The 17719-nt window shown below is 58.1% G+C and carries 19 protein-coding genes; 6 read left to right on the top strand and 13 right to left on the bottom strand.

The features are described from left to right. Nucleotides 1–459 precede the first annotated feature (459 nt). From MHM84_RS18710 to MHM84_RS18700, 3 genes are all read left to right on the top strand, one after another. Nucleotides 460–804: a type II toxin-antitoxin system RelE/ParE family toxin gene (locus MHM84_RS18710; RefSeq protein WP_239268114.1), complete on the top strand. Its 345-nt coding sequence runs from the start codon at nucleotides 460–462 to the stop codon at nucleotides 802–804. After that, nucleotides 801–1115 carry a helix-turn-helix domain-containing protein gene (locus MHM84_RS18705; protein WP_239268112.1) on the top strand — a complete coding sequence of 105 codons (315 nt, stop codon included), beginning with the start codon at nucleotides 801–803 and terminating at the stop codon, nucleotides 1113–1115. Before MHM84_RS18710 ends, MHM84_RS18705 begins: the two co-directional genes overlap by 4 nt. Before the next feature lie 82 nt (nucleotides 1116–1197). Further along, nucleotides 1198–1446 (top strand): hypothetical protein, encoded by a 249-nt coding sequence (locus MHM84_RS18700; protein ID WP_239268110.1) that lies wholly within the window; start codon nucleotides 1198–1200, stop codon nucleotides 1444–1446. A gap of 31 nt (nucleotides 1447–1477) precedes the next feature. On the opposite strand, the gene MHM84_RS18695 is transcribed toward MHM84_RS18700, so the two are convergent. Genes MHM84_RS18695 through MHM84_RS18675 form a run of 5 tightly spaced genes read right to left on the bottom strand, consistent with a single transcriptional unit; the run spans nucleotide 1478 to nucleotide 6193 of the window. Further along, nucleotides 1478–3010 carry a conjugal transfer protein TraG N-terminal domain-containing protein gene (locus tag MHM84_RS18695; RefSeq protein ID WP_239268108.1) on the bottom strand — a complete coding sequence of 511 codons (1533 nt, stop codon included), beginning with the start codon at nucleotides 3008–3010 and terminating at the stop codon, nucleotides 1478–1480. Further along, nucleotides 3007–3384: a hypothetical protein gene (locus MHM84_RS18690; protein ID WP_239268106.1), complete on the bottom strand. Its 378-nt coding sequence runs from the start codon at nucleotides 3382–3384 to the stop codon at nucleotides 3007–3009. Before MHM84_RS18690 ends, MHM84_RS18695 begins: the two co-directional genes overlap by 4 nt. 3 nt (nucleotides 3385–3387) lie before the next feature. Further along, nucleotides 3388–4806, bottom strand: coding sequence for an integrating conjugative element protein (locus tag MHM84_RS18685; RefSeq protein ID WP_239268104.1), 1419 nt, complete (start codon nucleotides 4804–4806; stop codon nucleotides 3388–3390). 2 nt (nucleotides 4807–4808) lie between these two features. Continuing rightward, on the bottom strand, nucleotides 4809–5759 hold the full coding sequence (locus MHM84_RS18680) for a TIGR03756 family integrating conjugative element protein (protein ID WP_239268102.1): 951 nt from the start codon (nucleotides 5757–5759) through the stop codon (nucleotides 4809–4811). After that, nucleotides 5756–6193, bottom strand: a complete 438-nt coding sequence (locus MHM84_RS18675; RefSeq protein ID WP_239268100.1) for a TIGR03757 family integrating conjugative element protein — start codon at nucleotides 6191–6193, stop codon at nucleotides 5756–5758. Before MHM84_RS18675 ends, MHM84_RS18680 begins: the two co-directional genes overlap by 4 nt. Before the next feature lie 280 nt (nucleotides 6194–6473). Here MHM84_RS18675 and MHM84_RS18670 point away from each other — a divergent pair, with 280 nt between their 5' ends. Genes MHM84_RS18670 through dcm form a run of 3 tightly spaced genes read left to right on the top strand, consistent with a single transcriptional unit; the run spans nucleotide 6474 to nucleotide 9366 of the window. Next, nucleotides 6474–7574 carry a DUF262 domain-containing protein gene (locus MHM84_RS18670; protein WP_239268098.1) on the top strand — a complete coding sequence of 367 codons (1101 nt, stop codon included), beginning with the start codon at nucleotides 6474–6476 and terminating at the stop codon, nucleotides 7572–7574. Continuing rightward, a complete protein-coding gene (locus tag MHM84_RS18665; RefSeq protein ID WP_239268096.1) occupies nucleotides 7571–8284 on the top strand; it encodes an MAE_28990/MAE_18760 family HEPN-like nuclease in 714 nt (237 codons plus the stop codon). Before MHM84_RS18670 ends, MHM84_RS18665 begins: the two co-directional genes overlap by 4 nt. Then, complete coding sequence (dcm, locus tag MHM84_RS18660) at nucleotides 8284–9366, top strand: DNA (cytosine-5-)-methyltransferase (RefSeq protein WP_239268094.1); 1083 nt, start codon at nucleotides 8284–8286, stop codon at nucleotides 9364–9366. The genes MHM84_RS18665 and dcm overlap by 1 nt, the downstream gene beginning before the upstream one ends. Nucleotides 9367–9420: 54 nt before the next feature. Here the strand turns inward: dcm and MHM84_RS18655 are convergent, their stop codons facing one another. The 8 genes from MHM84_RS18655 to MHM84_RS18620 all read right to left on the bottom strand — a co-directional run bounded on the left by MHM84_RS18655 (nucleotide 9421) and on the right by MHM84_RS18620 (nucleotide 17707). Next, complete coding sequence (locus MHM84_RS18655; RefSeq protein WP_239268092.1) at nucleotides 9421–10170, bottom strand: DsbC family protein; 750 nt, start codon at nucleotides 10168–10170, stop codon at nucleotides 9421–9423. Continuing rightward, nucleotides 10167–10820, bottom strand: a complete 654-nt coding sequence (locus MHM84_RS18650; RefSeq protein ID WP_239268090.1) for a hypothetical protein — start codon at nucleotides 10818–10820, stop codon at nucleotides 10167–10169. The genes MHM84_RS18655 and MHM84_RS18650 overlap by 4 nt, the downstream gene beginning before the upstream one ends. Before the next feature lie 116 nt (nucleotides 10821–10936). Beyond that, nucleotides 10937–13876 carry a conjugative transfer ATPase gene (locus MHM84_RS18645; RefSeq protein ID WP_239268088.1) on the bottom strand — a complete coding sequence of 980 codons (2940 nt, stop codon included), beginning with the start codon at nucleotides 13874–13876 and terminating at the stop codon, nucleotides 10937–10939. Further along, complete coding sequence (locus MHM84_RS18640; protein ID WP_239268086.1) at nucleotides 13876–14364, bottom strand: TIGR03751 family conjugal transfer lipoprotein; 489 nt, start codon at nucleotides 14362–14364, stop codon at nucleotides 13876–13878. The genes MHM84_RS18645 and MHM84_RS18640 overlap by 1 nt, the downstream gene beginning before the upstream one ends. Then, nucleotides 14327–15826, bottom strand: coding sequence for a TIGR03752 family integrating conjugative element protein (locus MHM84_RS18635; protein WP_239268084.1), 1500 nt, complete (start codon nucleotides 15824–15826; stop codon nucleotides 14327–14329). Before MHM84_RS18635 ends, MHM84_RS18640 begins: the two co-directional genes overlap by 38 nt. Further along, entirely contained in the window at nucleotides 15823–16683 is an 861-nt protein-coding gene (locus MHM84_RS18630) for a TIGR03749 family integrating conjugative element protein (RefSeq protein ID WP_239268082.1), read from the bottom strand. The genes MHM84_RS18635 and MHM84_RS18630 overlap by 4 nt, the downstream gene beginning before the upstream one ends. Then, nucleotides 16680–17333 (bottom strand): PFL_4703 family integrating conjugative element protein, encoded by a 654-nt coding sequence (locus tag MHM84_RS18625; protein ID WP_239268080.1) that lies wholly within the window; start codon nucleotides 17331–17333, stop codon nucleotides 16680–16682. Before MHM84_RS18625 ends, MHM84_RS18630 begins: the two co-directional genes overlap by 4 nt. Continuing rightward, complete coding sequence (locus tag MHM84_RS18620; RefSeq protein ID WP_239268078.1) at nucleotides 17330–17707, bottom strand: TIGR03750 family conjugal transfer protein; 378 nt, start codon at nucleotides 17705–17707, stop codon at nucleotides 17330–17332. The genes MHM84_RS18625 and MHM84_RS18620 overlap by 4 nt, the downstream gene beginning before the upstream one ends. Between the last annotated feature and the right edge of the window lie 12 nt (nucleotides 17708–17719).

Genomic DNA, 17719 nt, shown 5'->3' with positions numbered 1-17719 from the left:
CATCCCCAGCCGGGGAAGTGTTTCCCCGGATGGGTGGTACGGCAGCGTGCCGTAAATTCGGAAGTGGCATCCAGCTCATTCGAGCGCCGTCTCTCGGGATGCGTTACGGCTTTGGGAATTGCCCGAAGGCAAAAGGCGCTGTCGTTACCGTCAACAGCCAACGTCATGCAGGACAAGTATCGGATTGCAGGAACTTCGGGTCAAGTGTGAGAAACATGCCTAGGCGAGTCCCTTTGGGGCTTCCTTTGGCCCGTCCCTTTGGGGTTTCCGCTATAAAGGCCGGGTAAGCCCCTTCCCCTTACTCCCCTTCCCTTCCAACCCTTTGGGTGAGCCCTCTGCCCTTTCCCTCGTGGGGAGACCGCCAGGCGTTAGCTAACAAACATGACGAGAAGCGACCGATAGTGGATCATGAGAAACAATAGCTGACCTTCCAAACTATACGCAGGCTGCGTACACTACATGAAAGCCCTGTTTGTTGAACTGCCAGCGTTTCAGCGCTACAGGACGGATTACTGGGACGACGAGACATTCACCACGTTCCAGCAGTATCTGCTGCTGCAGCCTCATGCTGGCGATGTGATTCAAGGTACTGGTGGACTACGCAAGGTCAGATACCAGGATCCTGGGCGCTCGAAAGGCAAGCGTGGCGGAGTCCGGGTCATCTACTACTGGTGGCTCGGTGGCGCCCAATTCTGGCTGTTCACGCTCTATAGCAAGGACGTCCAGGATGATCTGACTCCAACCCAAAAGAGGGTGCTGAAGCAAATGCTAGAGACCGAGATCAAAGCGAGGGCAAGCAAATGAGCCGCAACGTATTTGATGAACTTGTCGAAGGCTTCGACGCTTTGGCTGAGGCCCGTCAGGGCAAGCGCACTCTGCGTTCTCATGCAGTGAGCGCTGCCGAGCTACCAGACATCACTTCTCAAGAATTGATTCAGATACGCGAAAATCTGAATATGTCTCAGGGGGTCTTCGCTCAGTATCTGAGAACCAACAAGCGAACGCTTGAAAATTGGGAGCAGGGCCGGTCCAAACCCAACGCTCAGGCGCAGACCCTGATTCGCTTGGTTAAACGGCACCCCGAGACGATCGAGTATCTCGCTGAGCTGGAGTGAAGACAGGGCCCGCTCGGATAGCATTGCGATGGCTGCTGGGCTAGTCTGCTGATATAGACTATGACACATGGGAGGTATCCCCATGAAACTTGCTGAACTCCTCACTACTGCCAAAGGCCGCAAGGCGACCGCGAAGCTGGCCACGGATATCACGAAGGTCACGGGCAAAGTAGCTACAGTAGGCACCGCTGGTTTAGCGGGAGCGCTGGTCAACGCAGCTGTAAGCGTACCTGTCAGTAGAGATGAAGAAGAAAATTCAAACGTCCAGTACGGGTGGACTGCTGAGGATCTAGGTGGCTCTCCTAGAGCTGAAGATCCAGAGTGGAATTGAGGCCGACACATTTCAACGCGCCGGCCCCACACTACTTACCCTTAGTTGCTGCCTTTGAGGCTATATCCGCTCCTTTATCTCCTGCGCCTTTCGCACCTTTTGCACCTTCGCCAAAACTCTGACTAAAGGTGCTTCCTACCTTCATACCAGTCCATGCGAGCGTTGCGACCCAGATTGAAGGCAAAAGCAAGAACGTCGCCCACTCCACGAATACCAGGACTAGCCTGTCGTAGCCGTTCTGTGCTGCCGCGACAAAGCTCAGCTTGGCCGCCTCGGAGTTGTACAGCAGATCGATCAGGTTCGAGTTGATCCAGCGGGCCAATTCCCACCAGAACGTCAGGAACCAGAGCGCAAACAGCCCGAAGGTCGCTGTACCGGCCACCTTGAACGAGTAGCCGGAAACCGTCATGACGAACGGCAGACAGATCACCACCGCCATGATCAGGATGTACTGGACCATCGGCAGGGCCCGCTTGAGCATGTCCATGCCGGCTTTGCCCATGACCGCGCCCAAGGCTCCCCCAACGCCACCGGCAGCCATCAAGAGCGTATCACCCACATCGCTGACAATACCCCCGTCCAGGTTGCCGTAGCCCGCCACGGCGATCGATTGGTTGCCATTGGCTGAGCCTGCGCGATGGCTGATCAACCGACGAATCACATAGCCCTCGGCATCGGAGCTGGTGAAGACGGAAGCCACGGTGTCCCACAGCCCCGTGTCGACCTGCTCATGCAACCGGGCATAGAGGCCATTGGTACTGTCTGACCACCATTCCTTGCAGCTTGGATAGCCTGGCCGTCCAGGGCCGGTACTCGGGCGTGCCTGGTCACGGCTGGCCTGGTAGGGAAACCCCTCCACCGGGCGACCGGCATAGAACGAGTCGTAGTAACCTGGTGTGTTCAGGAAGAACTCGCTACCCAGCCAGTCGACATCCTGGGCGTCGGTCGCGGTAATAGCCCCACCCTGCTGGAATAGCAGGTTACGAGCAGCGCCGTAGCACTGACGCTGGAACTCCCCCAGCTCGCGCTTGAGTCCAGGATCGGTGATGGACTGAGCATCGATCTCGGACGTGATGGCTTGGAGATCGGGAGTGCAAGGAATGCTTGAGACGGCGACATTGGTTACGCCCTTGGAGACGGCATGAACCAGCCCCCACCAGAGGGGGATCTCTGCGGTCTGCCCACTGATCGAGTTGAGCGTCGTGCTGTCCCATTCGCCCTGCCCAATCACGGCCACGCTGCACTGAGTGCCATCGGGATTGGTGCGCTCGACGGTGTTCACTGGATTGAAGGAGAGCGGCATCATCGGCACGCAGGTGAACGCATAGCACAGCACCATCGCGTAGAGCTGCGTCTCGATGCGAGCGATCAGCAGCACCCCCTTGTTACCCTCGTCCTCGCCTTCCTGGCGAACCTTGTACCATTCGGACACGATCAGCGCGACGAAGGGGACCAAGGCCAGCCCAGTCTGCAGCAGTGATGACCAGATGGCATTGTTTACCACCCACCCGATCATCAGCATGACCATCTCGAAATAGTCACTGACGTTAAGATCGGCCGTCATGGTTTTCCTCCCAGCCAGTCGATGAGGTTGAGGACCTTGATGCAGACCATGGCACCCAGCACCAGATACTCGAGACGTGCGAGGCGTGCTCGAGCGGCGTCACCGCCGTCACGATCCTCATTAAGGCGCTTGACCACGCGAGGCTTCCAGAGGCGTAGCCAGCCAACGATGAGGCCTGCATAGCAGGCCCATCGCCAGAGGAAGAGCCACGGCAGAGCAGCCTGCTTGGCCGCGGCGAAGGCTTCCTGGCTGCCCATCAGCCGGATGGCCAGCGAGACGGCGGCCCCGCTGAGCAAGAAGACCAGGATAAGAGTCGTCAGAAATACGATTGGCGCTGGCCAACGACGAGGATCGATGAGGCGCTTGAGTGCCATTCGTTACCTCACCATCATTGGGCGACCTCGCTCGTCCAACACCGGGGTTGGCAGCGTGGTCTCAGCCGGGCTGGATCCGGCGGCACGGATGGACGCCCGGCGCATTGCCTGCAAGGCTGCATTGCTGGCAAGCGACTGACGGATCTCCATTTCGCTCTGAAGCAGCTCGATGTCCCGGTTCAAAGAATCGATCTTGCGGTCCAGCGCGGACATGCCTTCCTGGTTACTCTCGATGCCGGGATCGCTTGAGCCCGCCATAAGTGCCCGTCGAGCCCACATGGCTTTGGTCAATATCCTGGCCAGAGCCATCTCACTGGCCAGTCGCTGTGCCAGCAAAGGCCCCTGGGGGTCGGAGCGCATCGCCTCGATGACGCCACGCGATACCGCCAGGCCATTGCCAGCGGACACATCGTCGAGCTTGGCCTGGGTAATCTCGCCACCATTGAGCATGTCGACCAGGTTGTCGTGAATCTCTTCCTGTTCCTCCTCTAGCTCGCGGATCAGGCCGGTACCGGCAATGCTTTGCACCTTCTCACAGCCGTCACAAGTGCGGATCTCGGTGTCGCCCACGATTTTTCGGGTCCACTCGGCCGCTTCGGTCGGTGTGGCCCAGACCGTGCACATCCCGCCCTTGCAGTCACCGCTACCGCCACCGCCGCCCCCGGCGATACCGCCGCCACCGATCCAGTCGCCGCTCGAGGTGGAGATTGACTCCCACCCCTCACCACCGCCCGAGACGGGCGCATTCGAGGTGGGGTCGGTGCGGCCATGGAGCAGGTTGTAACCGGCCTGGGCGGTATCCTGGACGACACGCACCGGCGGCTGACCACTGCCACCGCGCTTCTCTCCGCCGACCCAGGTACGGCCTGTATTCCCGGCCTGGGCCTCGGCGCTCTCCTGAGCGGATACCGCATCGGTATTGGAGGCGGCGATGTTCTGCCAGTTCTCGGCCATCGCCGCCTGCTGCATCTGGCCACCCAGCGTGGCATCGGCCAGGTACTTGGACATGCGTTGGCAGGAGAGTTTGGACTTGTCGAAGTCGAGCCTGCCCTGAAGCACGCCATTGGTCAGTAGGTCGTAAAGAGCTGGATTGGCACGCTGGATGATCATGGCAGGCAGACTGGCCACTGCGCCGGTCGCGTTCTGAACCACGTTGCCCATCATGTTCTGGAAGCCGTTGGTAACACCGTTGAGCTGGTTGCTCACCGTCGCGCCCAGGTCGAAATTGCCGCAGGTGGCATCAATGTTCCAGCTGACACCGAGCCCCTGAACATGGGGGCTGTGACCAAGACCAGCCGACGCGCTAAAGGGCGCAGCACCGCCAATGTCGTAATAGAGGCGGTCGGCCGACTGCGCATGAGCCAGTATTGGTGTGGCAAGTGCTATCGAGAGCAGCGCGCGGCGAAGCATCGGTTTTTTCATAATCAGCCTCCGGTGAAGGTCAGCAGCGTCTGGCCACGGCGCTTGCAACATCGGTAGGGCCTCCACAATGCCCAGGCGTAGTCGCCAGGTGACTGCAGGTCGTAATCCTCACCGCCATCGGGAAATACCGAGCAGGACATGCTCATGTTGGGCTCGAGGCGCTGCCACAGGTGAGTCTCGGGATCCCCTTCCATGACAGCATCGGGTGGCCAACGCCCTGCCCCGCCGCTCGGGACCAGGGGTTGATAGACATGAGGTTGACCATTACGGGTAACGACATCGGCGGCCCGCTGAGCCGTCGATGCAGCGACCTTGTAGTCATGGGTTTGCGTGACGAAACCGCTTCGCGGATAGATAGGGCTCCATAGGTCGCCGGTGGTGCCCATTTCGCGCATGCCCGGTGTCAGCGCCTCGGGGTAGGCCATCTCGGGGATCCCCGAACGCCAGGCCAGCGCGTCGAGGGTTGACAGGAAATAGGGCATGTAGGGCTGAACGTCGCTCTCGCAGGAGTAGCCGAAGCTACTCAACATGTCGTAGAAGACTGCCCCGCCGGGATGACCGATAGCATCGGTATTCTTGAATCGCGTACTAGAGTGACGGCTGGACTCTTCCTCCGTCGTTCGCCCCCCGCCGACGGCATTGCCGATTGGCGGCGATAGCAAGGCCACTTCGGACCAGGGACTCTCGCCGGTATTCTCGTAGGAGGAGACCACCAGCTCGGGAATGTAGTGTTTGACGCGGATCGAGGTGCGCACCGTGCAGCCATACGGCGTGCAATAGAGCCAGGCACAAATACCAATGACCTCGTAATCGAGACACTCGGTACTCAGCGAGGACTCCACGATTTGAACCGTGTTCAGCGCACGCACCGGTGTCGATTCCGACATGGCGGTGATACCCAGCGAAAGTGCCACAAGCAGCGCCAGGGTCTTTCCAGGTAGACGAAAAATCATTGTGGCCTGACCTCCATCCTCTCGATTTCCCGAAGCGCCGCCTGAACATCTGGTTCGCCATACACGACGTAGCGGCTATCGACCACGACGGCGGGCACCTTCTCGATCCCGAGCACCCAGGCACGGGCGATACCCCTATAAAGTTTGCCGTAGCGTCGGAGCGTGGCCTGCCACTCGGGGCCGCTCATGTGCGATTGCAGCACCCGTTGGGCGCGCTCGGGGTCTGCTGGTAAACCCTGAGATATACGGGCATCCAGCCGTGCCGGTGCATCCAGCTCCACCACGGCGGATGAATCGGGAACGTTAATGACGGGTTCCCCGGCGATGGTAAAGACCTCGACACCCGCTGAGACGGCACTACACCAAGCTAGTAGCACGGCAACGCACAGGCGTGAGGGCAAGACACTAGGCCGTCGTAAAGTTGTGATGGGCATAGGCAGCTTCCATGAGGTTCAGCGCTCAGGTGTACCGGGAAGCAGCCGCCAGGGCAGTAGAAAATGTTAAATGATTTGCGCGAGGTTTTATGTTAGGGCGTACGCCTACCTGTATCTGCCCGAGATGCAGCTAACTCGCCAAGAAACCTTGTGTTTTCATCAGGTTTCAGCTACCCATTCAGCGACGCAATACGATAAACTATCGCCATAAGTTTAATTGAATTGCCCTAGGAAGGCCTTAACGCTCAAGCCGCCAACCATTAAATCGAGGCAAACCTCAATGCCAAAAAAACGCAAAGTAGATATACCAAGCAGTGATGAAAAGATAGCTGCAGACGCAGCCATATCTAGCGTCTCTAGACAGGTCAAGTTTAATGTTGCCGAATATCCAGTGTCAATGTACGTCAGTAGATTCTCTTCAGATACTGAGGACAGATATTTTGTACCAGAATACCAGAGAAACTTAGCTTGGTCTGCAGAGCAAAAATCACAATTTATTGAATCTTTGATTATTGGCCTACCAATACCATTCATGTTTTTCTATCAAACGAACGATGGAAGAATGGAAATCGTTGATGGCTCTCAACGCATGCGGGCAATGAGGTCTTTCTTAAAGGAAGGTATGCGCTTGCGAGACTTGGTGTTAGTTCCCGAGCTGAATGGATTTACCTTTGAAGACCTTCCAAAAGATAGGAAAAACAAGCTAGAAGACATAACCATACGAACCATCATACTAGATACAGACACAGACCCTTCAACTCGTGCAGAGATGTTCGCACGTATAAACAGGATGGGTACGACTGCAAATGAAGCCGAAATCCGTAGAGGTTCCATACCGGGCCCTGTCACCTCTCTAATCGTTGATCTAGCAGAAGACGAACGATTTATTGAAATGACCCCCCTCACAACAAAATCAGTTCAGGCTAGAGAACGGGAGGAGTTAGCCACTCGCTTCTTTGCGTATTTGAATCAGAATGATACACCAAATGGCCGTTTCCCTGGGTACCGAGACAGGCCAAAGAAGTTTCTTTACGACTACCTTAAAAAAGCCAATGCAAATGCAGCTGAAAATCCTAACCTTGTAGACGAAATGAGGCATGAGTTTCTCTTCGCCCTAGAATTCGTACGAAAAACATTCAAGGAGGGCTTCAGAAAAACCCCTACAGCCAACACCGTTCCCCGGGTAAGGTTCGAGGCGATAGCCGTAGGAACAGCTTTAGCCCTTAGGGAAAAACCCGGATTACATGTTGAACCGGAAAAAGTGTCTGAAAAGATGCGCATCAAAAACTTTGATCGAATAGTTGTCTCGGATGGAGCAAATGTTCGCTCAAGACTAGAAGGCAGAATCGACTTAGTAAAAGATATATTGGTGGAAGAATGACTCAACTCCGCACAGCTCTTGCAGACCACATTGAAGAATTTAATGACCATATTAAGCTTGCTCATGCCTTGGATCGAAGGCTTGTTGAAAGCGAGCAAGTAGATTTCGGCGAGACGACTTTAACAGTACGCCATTTATTGACTATTAAATCGGGGCTGATTGTACATTTATACAACATAGTTGAGTCGGTTATGACACTTACCATTGAAGAGCTAGGAAAGGCTGTTATAAACACATCTCCTCGCCAATGGTCAAGCAGCACTTTAAAAGAGTGGCTAAGATTTAACGCGGCAATTGGAAACAACGGTAATGAAGATACTAGGCTTGAAGTTATACATAAAGCAGCGCTAAAACTTCTGGACAAGGACCCCATAGATGAGTTAAAATTTAAAAAGCCCTCTGGTACGTGGTCTGACAAACTGATTTATAGCTTTTCTCAACGCTTAGAAGTGAATTTTAGAATGACTCCAAAGGTAGCAAGGGAAAACCAGCCACTTCCGAAATATGGCGACAAGACACCTCTTGAGTTCCTTGCTGACCGTAGAAATGCTATTGCTCATGGCAGGAGGTCATTTGAGAGAGGAGCAGAAGATTTAACCTTGCAAGACATACAAAAGCTTGCCGACGCAACGCTGTGCTACATGGAATTAGCTGTGGATGCTTTTCAAGACTTTGCGGACAGAAAATCATTTTTAACGGTAGCAGTTTAATGAAAGACTCTATCAATATATCAGCAGTGGATTTGTTCTGCGGCGCTGGCGGACTCACTTATGGTTTAGAAAGTGCAGGCATTGATGTCAAGCTAGGCGTGGATATTGATCCAAACTGTGCTCATCCGATTGAGTCAAACACCCGCGCCAAGTTTATGCACGCCGATGTCACTTCTTTAAAGCCAGAAACCATAACTCCTTACTTAAAATCCGGGAAGCATTCTCTCCTAGCCGGATGCGCTCCGTGCCAGCCATTTTCAACATACTCTAGATCTGCTAAGCAAAAACATGGCAAGAGTGCTGGTCACAACAGAAGTGATGACTGGAGGCTTGTTGAATATTTGCAGAAAGCTATTACTGAAACACAGCCTGACTTAGTTACAATGGAAAACGTGCCTCCGCTGGCATTACAAGACGTTTTTAAGACTTTTGTAAGCTCATTGAAAGGCTACTGGGTTGACTGGAAAATTGTCGAATGCCATACCATTGGCTTACCTCAAACCCGAAAACGATTAGTATTACTGGCCTCAAAACTAGGCCCCATACAGGTGCCTGATTTTGATTTTAAACGGCAAACTGTACGTTCTACAATCAGCGATCTTCCTGCAATCGAAGCTGGCGGAGAAGACCCCAACGACAATCTTCACAAAGCGAGTCGTTTAAGTGCTGTTAATTTGAAAAGGATTCAGGCTTCCCTTCCGGGTGGCACGTGGAGGGACTGGCCGGATCATCTCAGGTCTAGCTGCCATGTAAAAGAGAGCGGTGTAACCTATCCTTCAGTTTATGGTCGAATGGAATGGGACGCTCCAGCACCAACTATTACCACTCAATGCTTCGGATATGGTAATGGAAGATTTGGCCATCCTGAACAAGATAGAGCCATTAGCCTACGTGAAGCAGCGATGCTCCAAGGGTTTCCGAGAGATTACTCGTTCATACCAAGCTCTGAGACAGTCAGCTTTGCAAAAATTGGTAGGCTAATTGGTAACGCCGTGCCAGTCACATTAGGGAAGGTTATGGGAGAATTAATCCAGGAGCATGTTTATCACTATGGCAAGGAAATTAGCTGCCAAGCTTCCTAGCGCTAAGGTCGAGCTGGCATGGTGCAGCAGTGCTGGGGCTAAACTTGCCCACGTTTATCTTGCTAATTGTACTAGCTTTTCCGCTGGTATATACCCCGCTTTCATTTCTCCAGAAGGGAGCACAATTGTCGGAGTCCCCTTAACCCCGAATCGTTGCCCTAGGCGAAAACCATCATCGACCGCCTTCTGGCAATTCTGAGTTGAGGCCGCATTCAAAATACCTCCGCTGAAGACGATCGACATGGCGTCTTGCGATGTGTCGGAACACAGCACCTGTGCCATTTGTCGTGCAACGGGGGACTGACTGCCGGCTCGAGGATACGGAACGTAGCGCACGGCAATGCCCGCAGCCGTCAGCTGATCGATTTCCTGATGTAGCTTCTGACAATAGGGGCAGCTGGTGTCGGTAAAGACCGTGATCACACCGATCTCTTCGCCCTGGGCGGGGTAGTCCACCGTCTCCCCGTCATGAATGCTGTCCAGCTGTGCCAGCCGGTCCTGTCGGCTGTTCAGCTCGGTGACGTTAACGAGCCCTCGGGGTGAGTTGTCATAGAGTGTCCCCACCACCATGTGTCGCCCCTGGGCATCGCTATAGAAGATATCGCCGTTGCGAAGCCGCACTTCATAGATCGGGCCTTCCAGTTCCACACGCCGGACGGACTCCAGCGTGACGGCTTGGCCATTAAGGGTCAGATCATCGAGCCCTTCCGGCACGTCATTGCTGGAGGAGGCCAACGTCCCGGATGAAGCCAGCATGGCCAATGCCGCAATCGCAGAAATCAGGACAGTCGATTGACGTTTCATCGCAGCGCTTCAAGGTAGTTCAGGGCAGATTCCCCGCCGTAGGTTTTGATAGTCCAACAATCGTTGAGGGTGACCGACGGCAGGGAGAGAGATTCGTATATGTCGAGGTATCGACACCCGTCTCGGATCGACTCCTCGACACGCGCCTTTCGTGACGGAGAAATCCCTTGGGGCTTCAGCCGCGAGAAACGGTTGTGCCCAATCTCCGGTGTACGGCGGTTATCGTTGGCAAATTCGCTCTTCCACCACCAATTGGCTATATCCATTGAGTAAATGCGCCCTGGGCCTTCGGCAAAACTCAGATCGAATCGGTGCATGATCTGGAAATGCCCAGCGGGCAGGCCGGTATCAGCAACCTTCCAATGCAAAATGATTTCTCCCGCCTGTTGCTCCTCCGGCAGGGTTACGAGGTGGCCCAGATGGCACTCGCCCGAGCCACCGACGAAGTAGAGTCGATTGGGATAGGGCTGTCGTATGATCCAGCCATTCGGGGGGCTGACAGGGGCATCGAGCCAGCTAGCCGACACTGACAGCGAGAGAGCACTGAGAGGCACACTATCGAAAGGATCAATTTGAAGAGCAGGTAAGAGATGAAGCGAGCGGTACCGGGCATCCATGCTCGTAGCGTGGGAGGTATCAAGTTCTGTCATGCGACCGATCCTTCTCTGGGGTCGTAGTTCGCAATAGAAAGCACAAAGCGAACGTAATGTTCGAGACGACGTCATAGCGGCCAATGACCGATAAACGCACCAAGGCATGCTGACATCTACTCTAAATCGACCGACTCAAGCCCACGAAGGCGGTCGAGTTTCTCGGCCACCTTGATTGCGGCATCGAGTTCCGAACAGCCCAGTTCACGCATGATCTCGGCACGCTCGGCCTTCTCTTCCGGCTCAGTGCCCGCCAGTGACAGGTACAGGCTCGGCGGCACTACCCGGAACAGGGACTGCAATCGACCACCTAACACCACGCCCTCGGTGTACTTGCCGGAGGCCTTGGTCGCGGATTCGACCAGCAGGCGCTGATCCTCCGTCAGCGTCTTGAACCGGCTGACCTCGGCGACCTCGTTGGGGGGCATGTTGAGCAGCAGCCACCACTCCATCATGTTGAGCATCTTTGCCGACACGTCGGGGAAGTCCTTGACGTTCTGCGTCGCCAGCCACAGCCAGTGGGCGAGCTTACGGCCCATCTTGGCCACGCCGACCAGGAACGGGGCCAACAGCGGGTTGGCGGTCAGCAGGTGACATTCATCAATGACCTGGATGATCGGTCGACCGCTGTACTGATCGCGCTCGGCCATGGTGGTGATCATGTTGGTGATCGACATGACGGCCAGCGCGAGCTGCGCCTCGTACCCGGGGTTGGCGTAGTGCGCCAGATCGATGATGGTCACGTCGCACTCGGGCCAGGCCTCGCCCGGGGTATTGAACACCTGGCCATCGAAGCCATCGCAAAACATGCCGATACCCTCGCCCATCATGTACGCGCGGTTGCGGCGGTTTTCCGGAATACCCTCGTCCCTGGCGATTTCATGGAAGGCTTGGCGCACATCCTGAGTCAGGCATTGCCGACCCTCGGCGTGTGACTTCTCGGCGGCGAGCATCACCGCATCGCGTACCATGCGGTTATCGGCCCGGCGATAGTCAGCCTCCTCCTTGGGATCCCCGCCGGTGATCATCAGGCGGGCCATCATCTCCATCTCACCGAGCAGATCGCGTTCGACATCATCATCCGAATCGTCGGTCCCAATCGCCTCGAGCAGCGCCTCGGGCGTCGCGGCGGGATCGTCGGGGGATTCCCCGTAATCCTGGCGATCGCGGACGACCCGACGCTCACGCATTTCGGGATCGAGCAGCCGGTGGGCGTCGGCAAACGGGGGGAGCTTGGCATTGGCCCCGGGCGCGAGCTTCACCTTGTTGACCGACAGGCCCATGCGATCAAAATAGTCGGCCAGCAGTCCGAAGGAGTTGCCCTTTTCGATAATGAACAGGCGTGGCCGACGCATCGCCACGACCTGGCCCAACATGGAGTTCAGCGTGGCCGACTTGCCCGCCCCGGTGGGACCGAACACGAACATGTGGGCGTTCTGTTTGCGGTCGAGCTTGTTGAGCGGATCGAAGGTCAGCGACTCGCCACCCCGGTTGAAGAAGCTAATGCCCGGGTGTCCCGTCCCCCTGGCCCGTCCATAGAGCGGCGCCAGGTTCGCCAGGTGCTGCACGAAATTGAAACGGGTGTACCAGCGATTCTTGCGATCGATCTCGGGATCGAAGTTCATCGGCAGCCAGCGCAGGTAGGTATTGAGCGCGGCGACTTCATTTTCAGGTTCGACCGGTTTCAGATCGGCGATGCTGAGCTGCGTGGTCAGGTCCATGACGCGCCGATCAAGGTCTGCGTCATCGGTGCCACTGACGAAAAACGCCAGTGCCGACTGATACATCTTGTGGTCCTTGCCCAGGTATTCGCGGGCCTGGTCGCAGTCCTCACGCACATTCTCGGCCAACACGCTGTCACCCACGGCCTTCTTGCGCAGCAGCTCGATATGGCTTTCCAGCGGTTCCTGGGGGATGGCCACAATGGTCATGCAGGCTTCAACGCCCAGCGGCAGCACGTCGAAGGTGGCATTGCGGATCGACATCTGGCCCCGGGTGATCTCGGCAGTCAGGTGGCCCACCTTGGGCACCTTGCGCAGCTCCTCTACCGGGATGACCCGCTGTGGCTGCTCATCGAAGTACCAGAGCCCCGATTCGGCGTCGGCGCGGGGAGAGCTGGCCAGCATGCCCTCGGCCAGATCATAGGACCACAACCTTTCGTCAGGATCATCGCCGGGGTAGTCGAAGATATCATAGAAGCGCTGAGGATCATCGGGGGAGAACGCCGGACGCGGGTTGAAGCGCGGCATCATCCAGCGATGGAAGTCCCGCCCGTCGTAGCGCCGCACCGGTAGGCCGGCACTGGCGAGCTTCGATTCCAGCTTGCCGAAGAAGTGATTGATCAGCGCCTCTGGTGACAGCCGTGAGCGCCGCTCGCCGAGCTTCGACTTGTTGTTGCCCGCCCAGCGATAGAGCACCAGGCGCGTGCGCCGCGTCTGGCCACGCCACCGCGTCTGAGTGATCACGTCGTCCTCGAACAGCCCGTCCGGCTTCGAGATCGCCTTGAAATGGGCTTCCATGCTGGCCAGCCATGCCCGGGTGTATTCGGTCTCCTTGAGCGAGTCGGGGATCGAATCACGAATGCGCTGGAGATCCTCGCGGGGATCGGTGTCGTCCTTGGTATAAAGCTGCACCACCCACTGGTTGGCATCGAGTTCCGGCAGGCTGTCCTGGAGGGCCGCCTCGATCTGATCGCGTACCGCTTCCAGGGCCTCGAGCGAGCGCCCTTCGGAAGGAGCCGGCGTGACTTCGGCCACGACGCCGAGCGACACGCCGTCCTCGAGCAGGAAACAGCCCGACTCAGGCAGATATTCGACCCATGGCAAACGACTCGCAAAGGACGGTGCCCGCTCGTAGCTTCTGCGCAGGTCAGCCACGTTGGGCAGCTTGCCACGCGGCAACGACAGGGGACGCCCGGTTTCGTCACGCAGCAGCGCTTGCGCATTGATCGCTTGCCCCGGAGTGTTACTGCCGTCTGGGGTCCGTTCCTTGGTACCTCGGGGCGTCGACGCCTTAGATGACACCAGGCGATTCAGGAGGCGGTCGAACGCGGACATTAGCGAGTCCTCCCGACCGACCGCGCGCCCTCCCCGGGCATCGCGTATTGCGGCTTGTTGTACAGCGGAAAGATGGTCGAGTAGCCCGGCACCGGCACCGACTCGCCCCCGGCCAGGTGTGGATAGATATACATCACCAGGTCGGGGTTAGGCAGGCGCGAGAACTGGCTATAGATTTCATTGGCCGCGTTGCGCGTGTAGTGCGTATGCTCATTGATTAACTGGCCGGTGCCGATCGGACGGCGCAGCTCGCCCCGCGCCGCAGCGGCGGCCTGTTGGCCAGCGCTGGCCGGCATCGCCGCCCCCTGGGTCGATCCCTGCTTCCAGAGTTCCTGCATGGTCACGCCGTTGGTCGGCATCAGCTCGTCCTTGGTCGTGGCACACCCGGACAGCAGGGCCAGTCCAGCCAGAGCAAGGGTGGCTAACGCGGCGCGGTGCGATGCCCAACGATCAGTCGAGCCCGACTGTGGTTGCGGTTGACGTGTCATAGCGCACCTTCCTCCCTTCGGTCTCGTAATCGATCGGCAGTTGCTTGGTAATGTGAATGGCCACGTTCTGACCGGGCGGCACATAGACCGCAGCAAACGCTTCGCCATAGAGCTTGTTGACCCACTCGCTCATGTCGTTGACGCCCTGGCTCAGGATCTGACTCACGGCCTGGTTGCCGGTCATGGCCTGGGAGATCGAACCGTCTGCGCCGATGGTGGTGACAGACGTTGAACTGTCATCGGAGAGCAGGGTCGCCGCACCGGCACCCGCCGCGGTCAACAAGCCCTGAGTACCGAGATATTGCTGGGCATTGCTGCGTCGCATCCCGCTGATACAGGGAATCCCGCTCTGGTCGCTGATCCAGCCGATCGAGTTGACCCCGCCGATGGTCTGGTCCTGGTTGCTGCTGTTACTCTGGCCACCGCCCTGATTGGCGTCCTCCGGCGTCGGCACGGTGCGGATCGTGCCGTCCTGAAACACGAAGGTCATGGAAGTGATGTTTCCGCGAACGCAGGAGAGCGTCCAATCGCCGGTTGCGGTACCGCTGGCAACCGCTGCCTGCACTTCGGGCAGTACGATGCCATTGGCCGTCAGGTTGTCATTGCCGATCATGACCTTGAACGGGTAAGGATCGTTGACGGTACCATCGACCGGCACTCGGCCCAGCAGGGCGGTCATGCCCAGCGAGCCCATCAGGGTCGAGTTTTCGGGGATCGTGTAGACCGGCTCGACTGTCGAGGCGTCCGGCTGCCCGGTCACCTTGGCTTCCGCCGCGCTGGCCGTGCGTGAGGCGAAGCCGCCCACTTCACTGGCCGCTGCCTTGAAGGACGCCGGGAAGGCCGGGCCATCATTACGGCTACCGCTGCGCCCCTCGCTCTGACGCTGATCCATCGGCTCGACCCAGGCGAGATTGCTGCCGCCTGTGTAGCTACCGGATGGCCCACCGCCGCCTTCCAGCCCGAGTCCGATCGGCAGCTCCTCATTCGAGGATGCCTGGTCATTACCGCTATCGACCTGGGATTCAGGCAGCAAGCGATCCATGCGCTGCTCGAAGCGGGCCAGAAGCGACTGCTCGCTCTGCTCGCGGGCCTCCTGCTGACGCCGGCGCTCCTCGCGAATCGCCTCGTTGACGGCGTTGTCCACGTTGGACGCTCGCTCTGCCAACCGCTGGTTCTCCTCGACCAGCGCCTCCATGCGCTCCTGGTCACGCTCACGCTGCCGTTCCCAGGCGTTCATCTTGCCGACCAGGGTGGCCACGGTGTCCTTCGAGGAATCGCCGCTGATCCCCAGCGCCTCCATCTCCTCCTGCGTCAGGGTGCGCGTGGCGTCTTCCTGGGCCTCGCCGGTCTGCTGCTGGCCGCTGCTTCCGCCGTCACTGCATCCCTTAATGACGATCATGGCCATGGCGAGGATCAGCACCGGCACCCCGACCTTGAGCAGTGGGTTGCCCTGAAGTGTCATGAGTCACCTCCCTGCTGGGACAGCGGCAATGCCTGAGCGAGCGATTGCCCGTTGGTCACGATGAACGCGGTCGTCGTGTCCTCGACACTGCCCCGAGGGCCAAGCGTCGGGTGCATGAACGTGGCGCTGTAGAGATCGCCCTGGAGCCAACGCGGATCCAGCTCGAAAGTGCGTGCGGGGTCGCGGTTCGCGAGCTTCACCGCTGTCACCGTCCAGCTGTCGAGTTTCCAAGCTGCGATCGGCGTCGCCGTGACCGGCAGCGAGGGCATCAGTGAGGGCATGCTCTCCGGCAGGCGCATGGCGACGCGATTGAGCCCCGGGACTGGCTCGATGGTCCGCGTCGGCGCGTACAGGGACTGTGCGGCAAAGCGCGTCAGTACGACCGGCACCGGCGTACCAACGGCTGCCTTGCCACTCTTGTCACTCCGACCTGTCTGATCGCCGTCCTGGGAAGCCTTCGCTTCCCTATCGGTCGACGCGCCGGCCTCGGGAATGACGACCTTAATCTCCTCGCTGCTGGCTCCGCTCTCCTTGGCCGTCAGGTCGAACAGCACGACCTCGTTGGTCTCGACGTCCTGGATGCGTACCCGCTGGGTATCGAAGGGCTGATCGGCCTTCAGGTAGATCGCCCCGCCGGCGCTCTGCACACGCAGCACATCAGGATCGGCAATCTCACGGGGCAGGCCGACACGCACATTGCGGTCCAGGACGATGACGCGCTCGGTGCCGACCGGCAGGTTGATATCGAGCGGCTTGCGATCCCAATGCAGGATCTCCACGGCGTGGGCCTGAAGGGCCATAGCCAACAGCGAGGCACAGAGCCCACCCCGAATGAATGACGCCTTGAGACGGTTCATGACTCTCCCTCCAGTTGAGGGATTTCCAGACGCTCGGCTGGGTGGGCCAGGCAGTCGATCTGCAATCCCCACGGATTGTTCTGTGGGTCGCCATCGGCACGCACGACACGGATCGGGAAACGCATGTAGACGTCACGGATGGGCGTGCCGGCGTAGGTCTCGTTGATGGCCAGGTCGAGATTGACGATCCACTGATCGCGAGTCACAAGCTGGACCGACCCGGGACCGGATGACTTGGTGGAGAATCCCCGTCCGGGAATCTCGAACATCATGCGCTCACGCTGTTCCAGCTCGTTGCGCTGGTTGCGGTAGCGATAGTCCTCCTCAAGCTCGGCCCTGCACGAGTCGGTGAGGAAGGGGGAATAGGCATAGAGGTTGCGCTTGTAGTCCTCTTCGCCGTTGTTGGGCCAGCGGTTGATCTGCTGCCAGACGTAGAGCGTGAAGGCATAGACCGAGGAAGGCGGCACCTCCCACCACTTGCGCGTCGAACCGGACCGTAAGTCCGGTGGGTTATGGATGGTCAGATCCCTCGGTGCGCTCTGCCAGCCGTACCACATCGCCGCGCACGCCACGACGAGAATCGCAATGATGGCACGAAGCGTGGTGATATGAGCGTCTCTCGCCCCGAGTGCGTTGCGCAGGCGACTCATCGCAGGCCTCCCTTTCTCCGTGGTTCGCGACCAACACGATACACGCTGGAGCGAGTGATCAGACGCTCTCCTCCCAGAGCGAAGCCCTGGGAAGCGAGCTTGTAGGTAATCTGGCGATACAGCAGAGACGATGGCCGGCCCCGTCGGAGCCGGCGCATGATGGTCCCCCCCACTCCGAGGGCGCCGGCCATCAGAGCCACCGCAACGGTGGGCGCCATGGCAGGCATCCCCATGACAACTGCCAGGGCGATCCCCGGCAGCAGGCCGACCAGGAAGCCGGTCACTGCCATGATCCCGACCTCGCGCAGGGTCATGCCGCGAAACACCACCGGCGGATCGTTGATACGCCTGGGAATGAAATAGATGCTCGCCATGGCGCGCCCCCT

It is taken from the genome of Halomonas sp. McH1-25 (assembly GCF_022348165.1).
In the GTDB taxonomy this organism is placed as follows: domain Bacteria; phylum Pseudomonadota; class Gammaproteobacteria; order Pseudomonadales; family Halomonadaceae; genus Modicisalibacter.
This window is presented reverse-complemented; position numbering and strand designations above follow the sequence as displayed.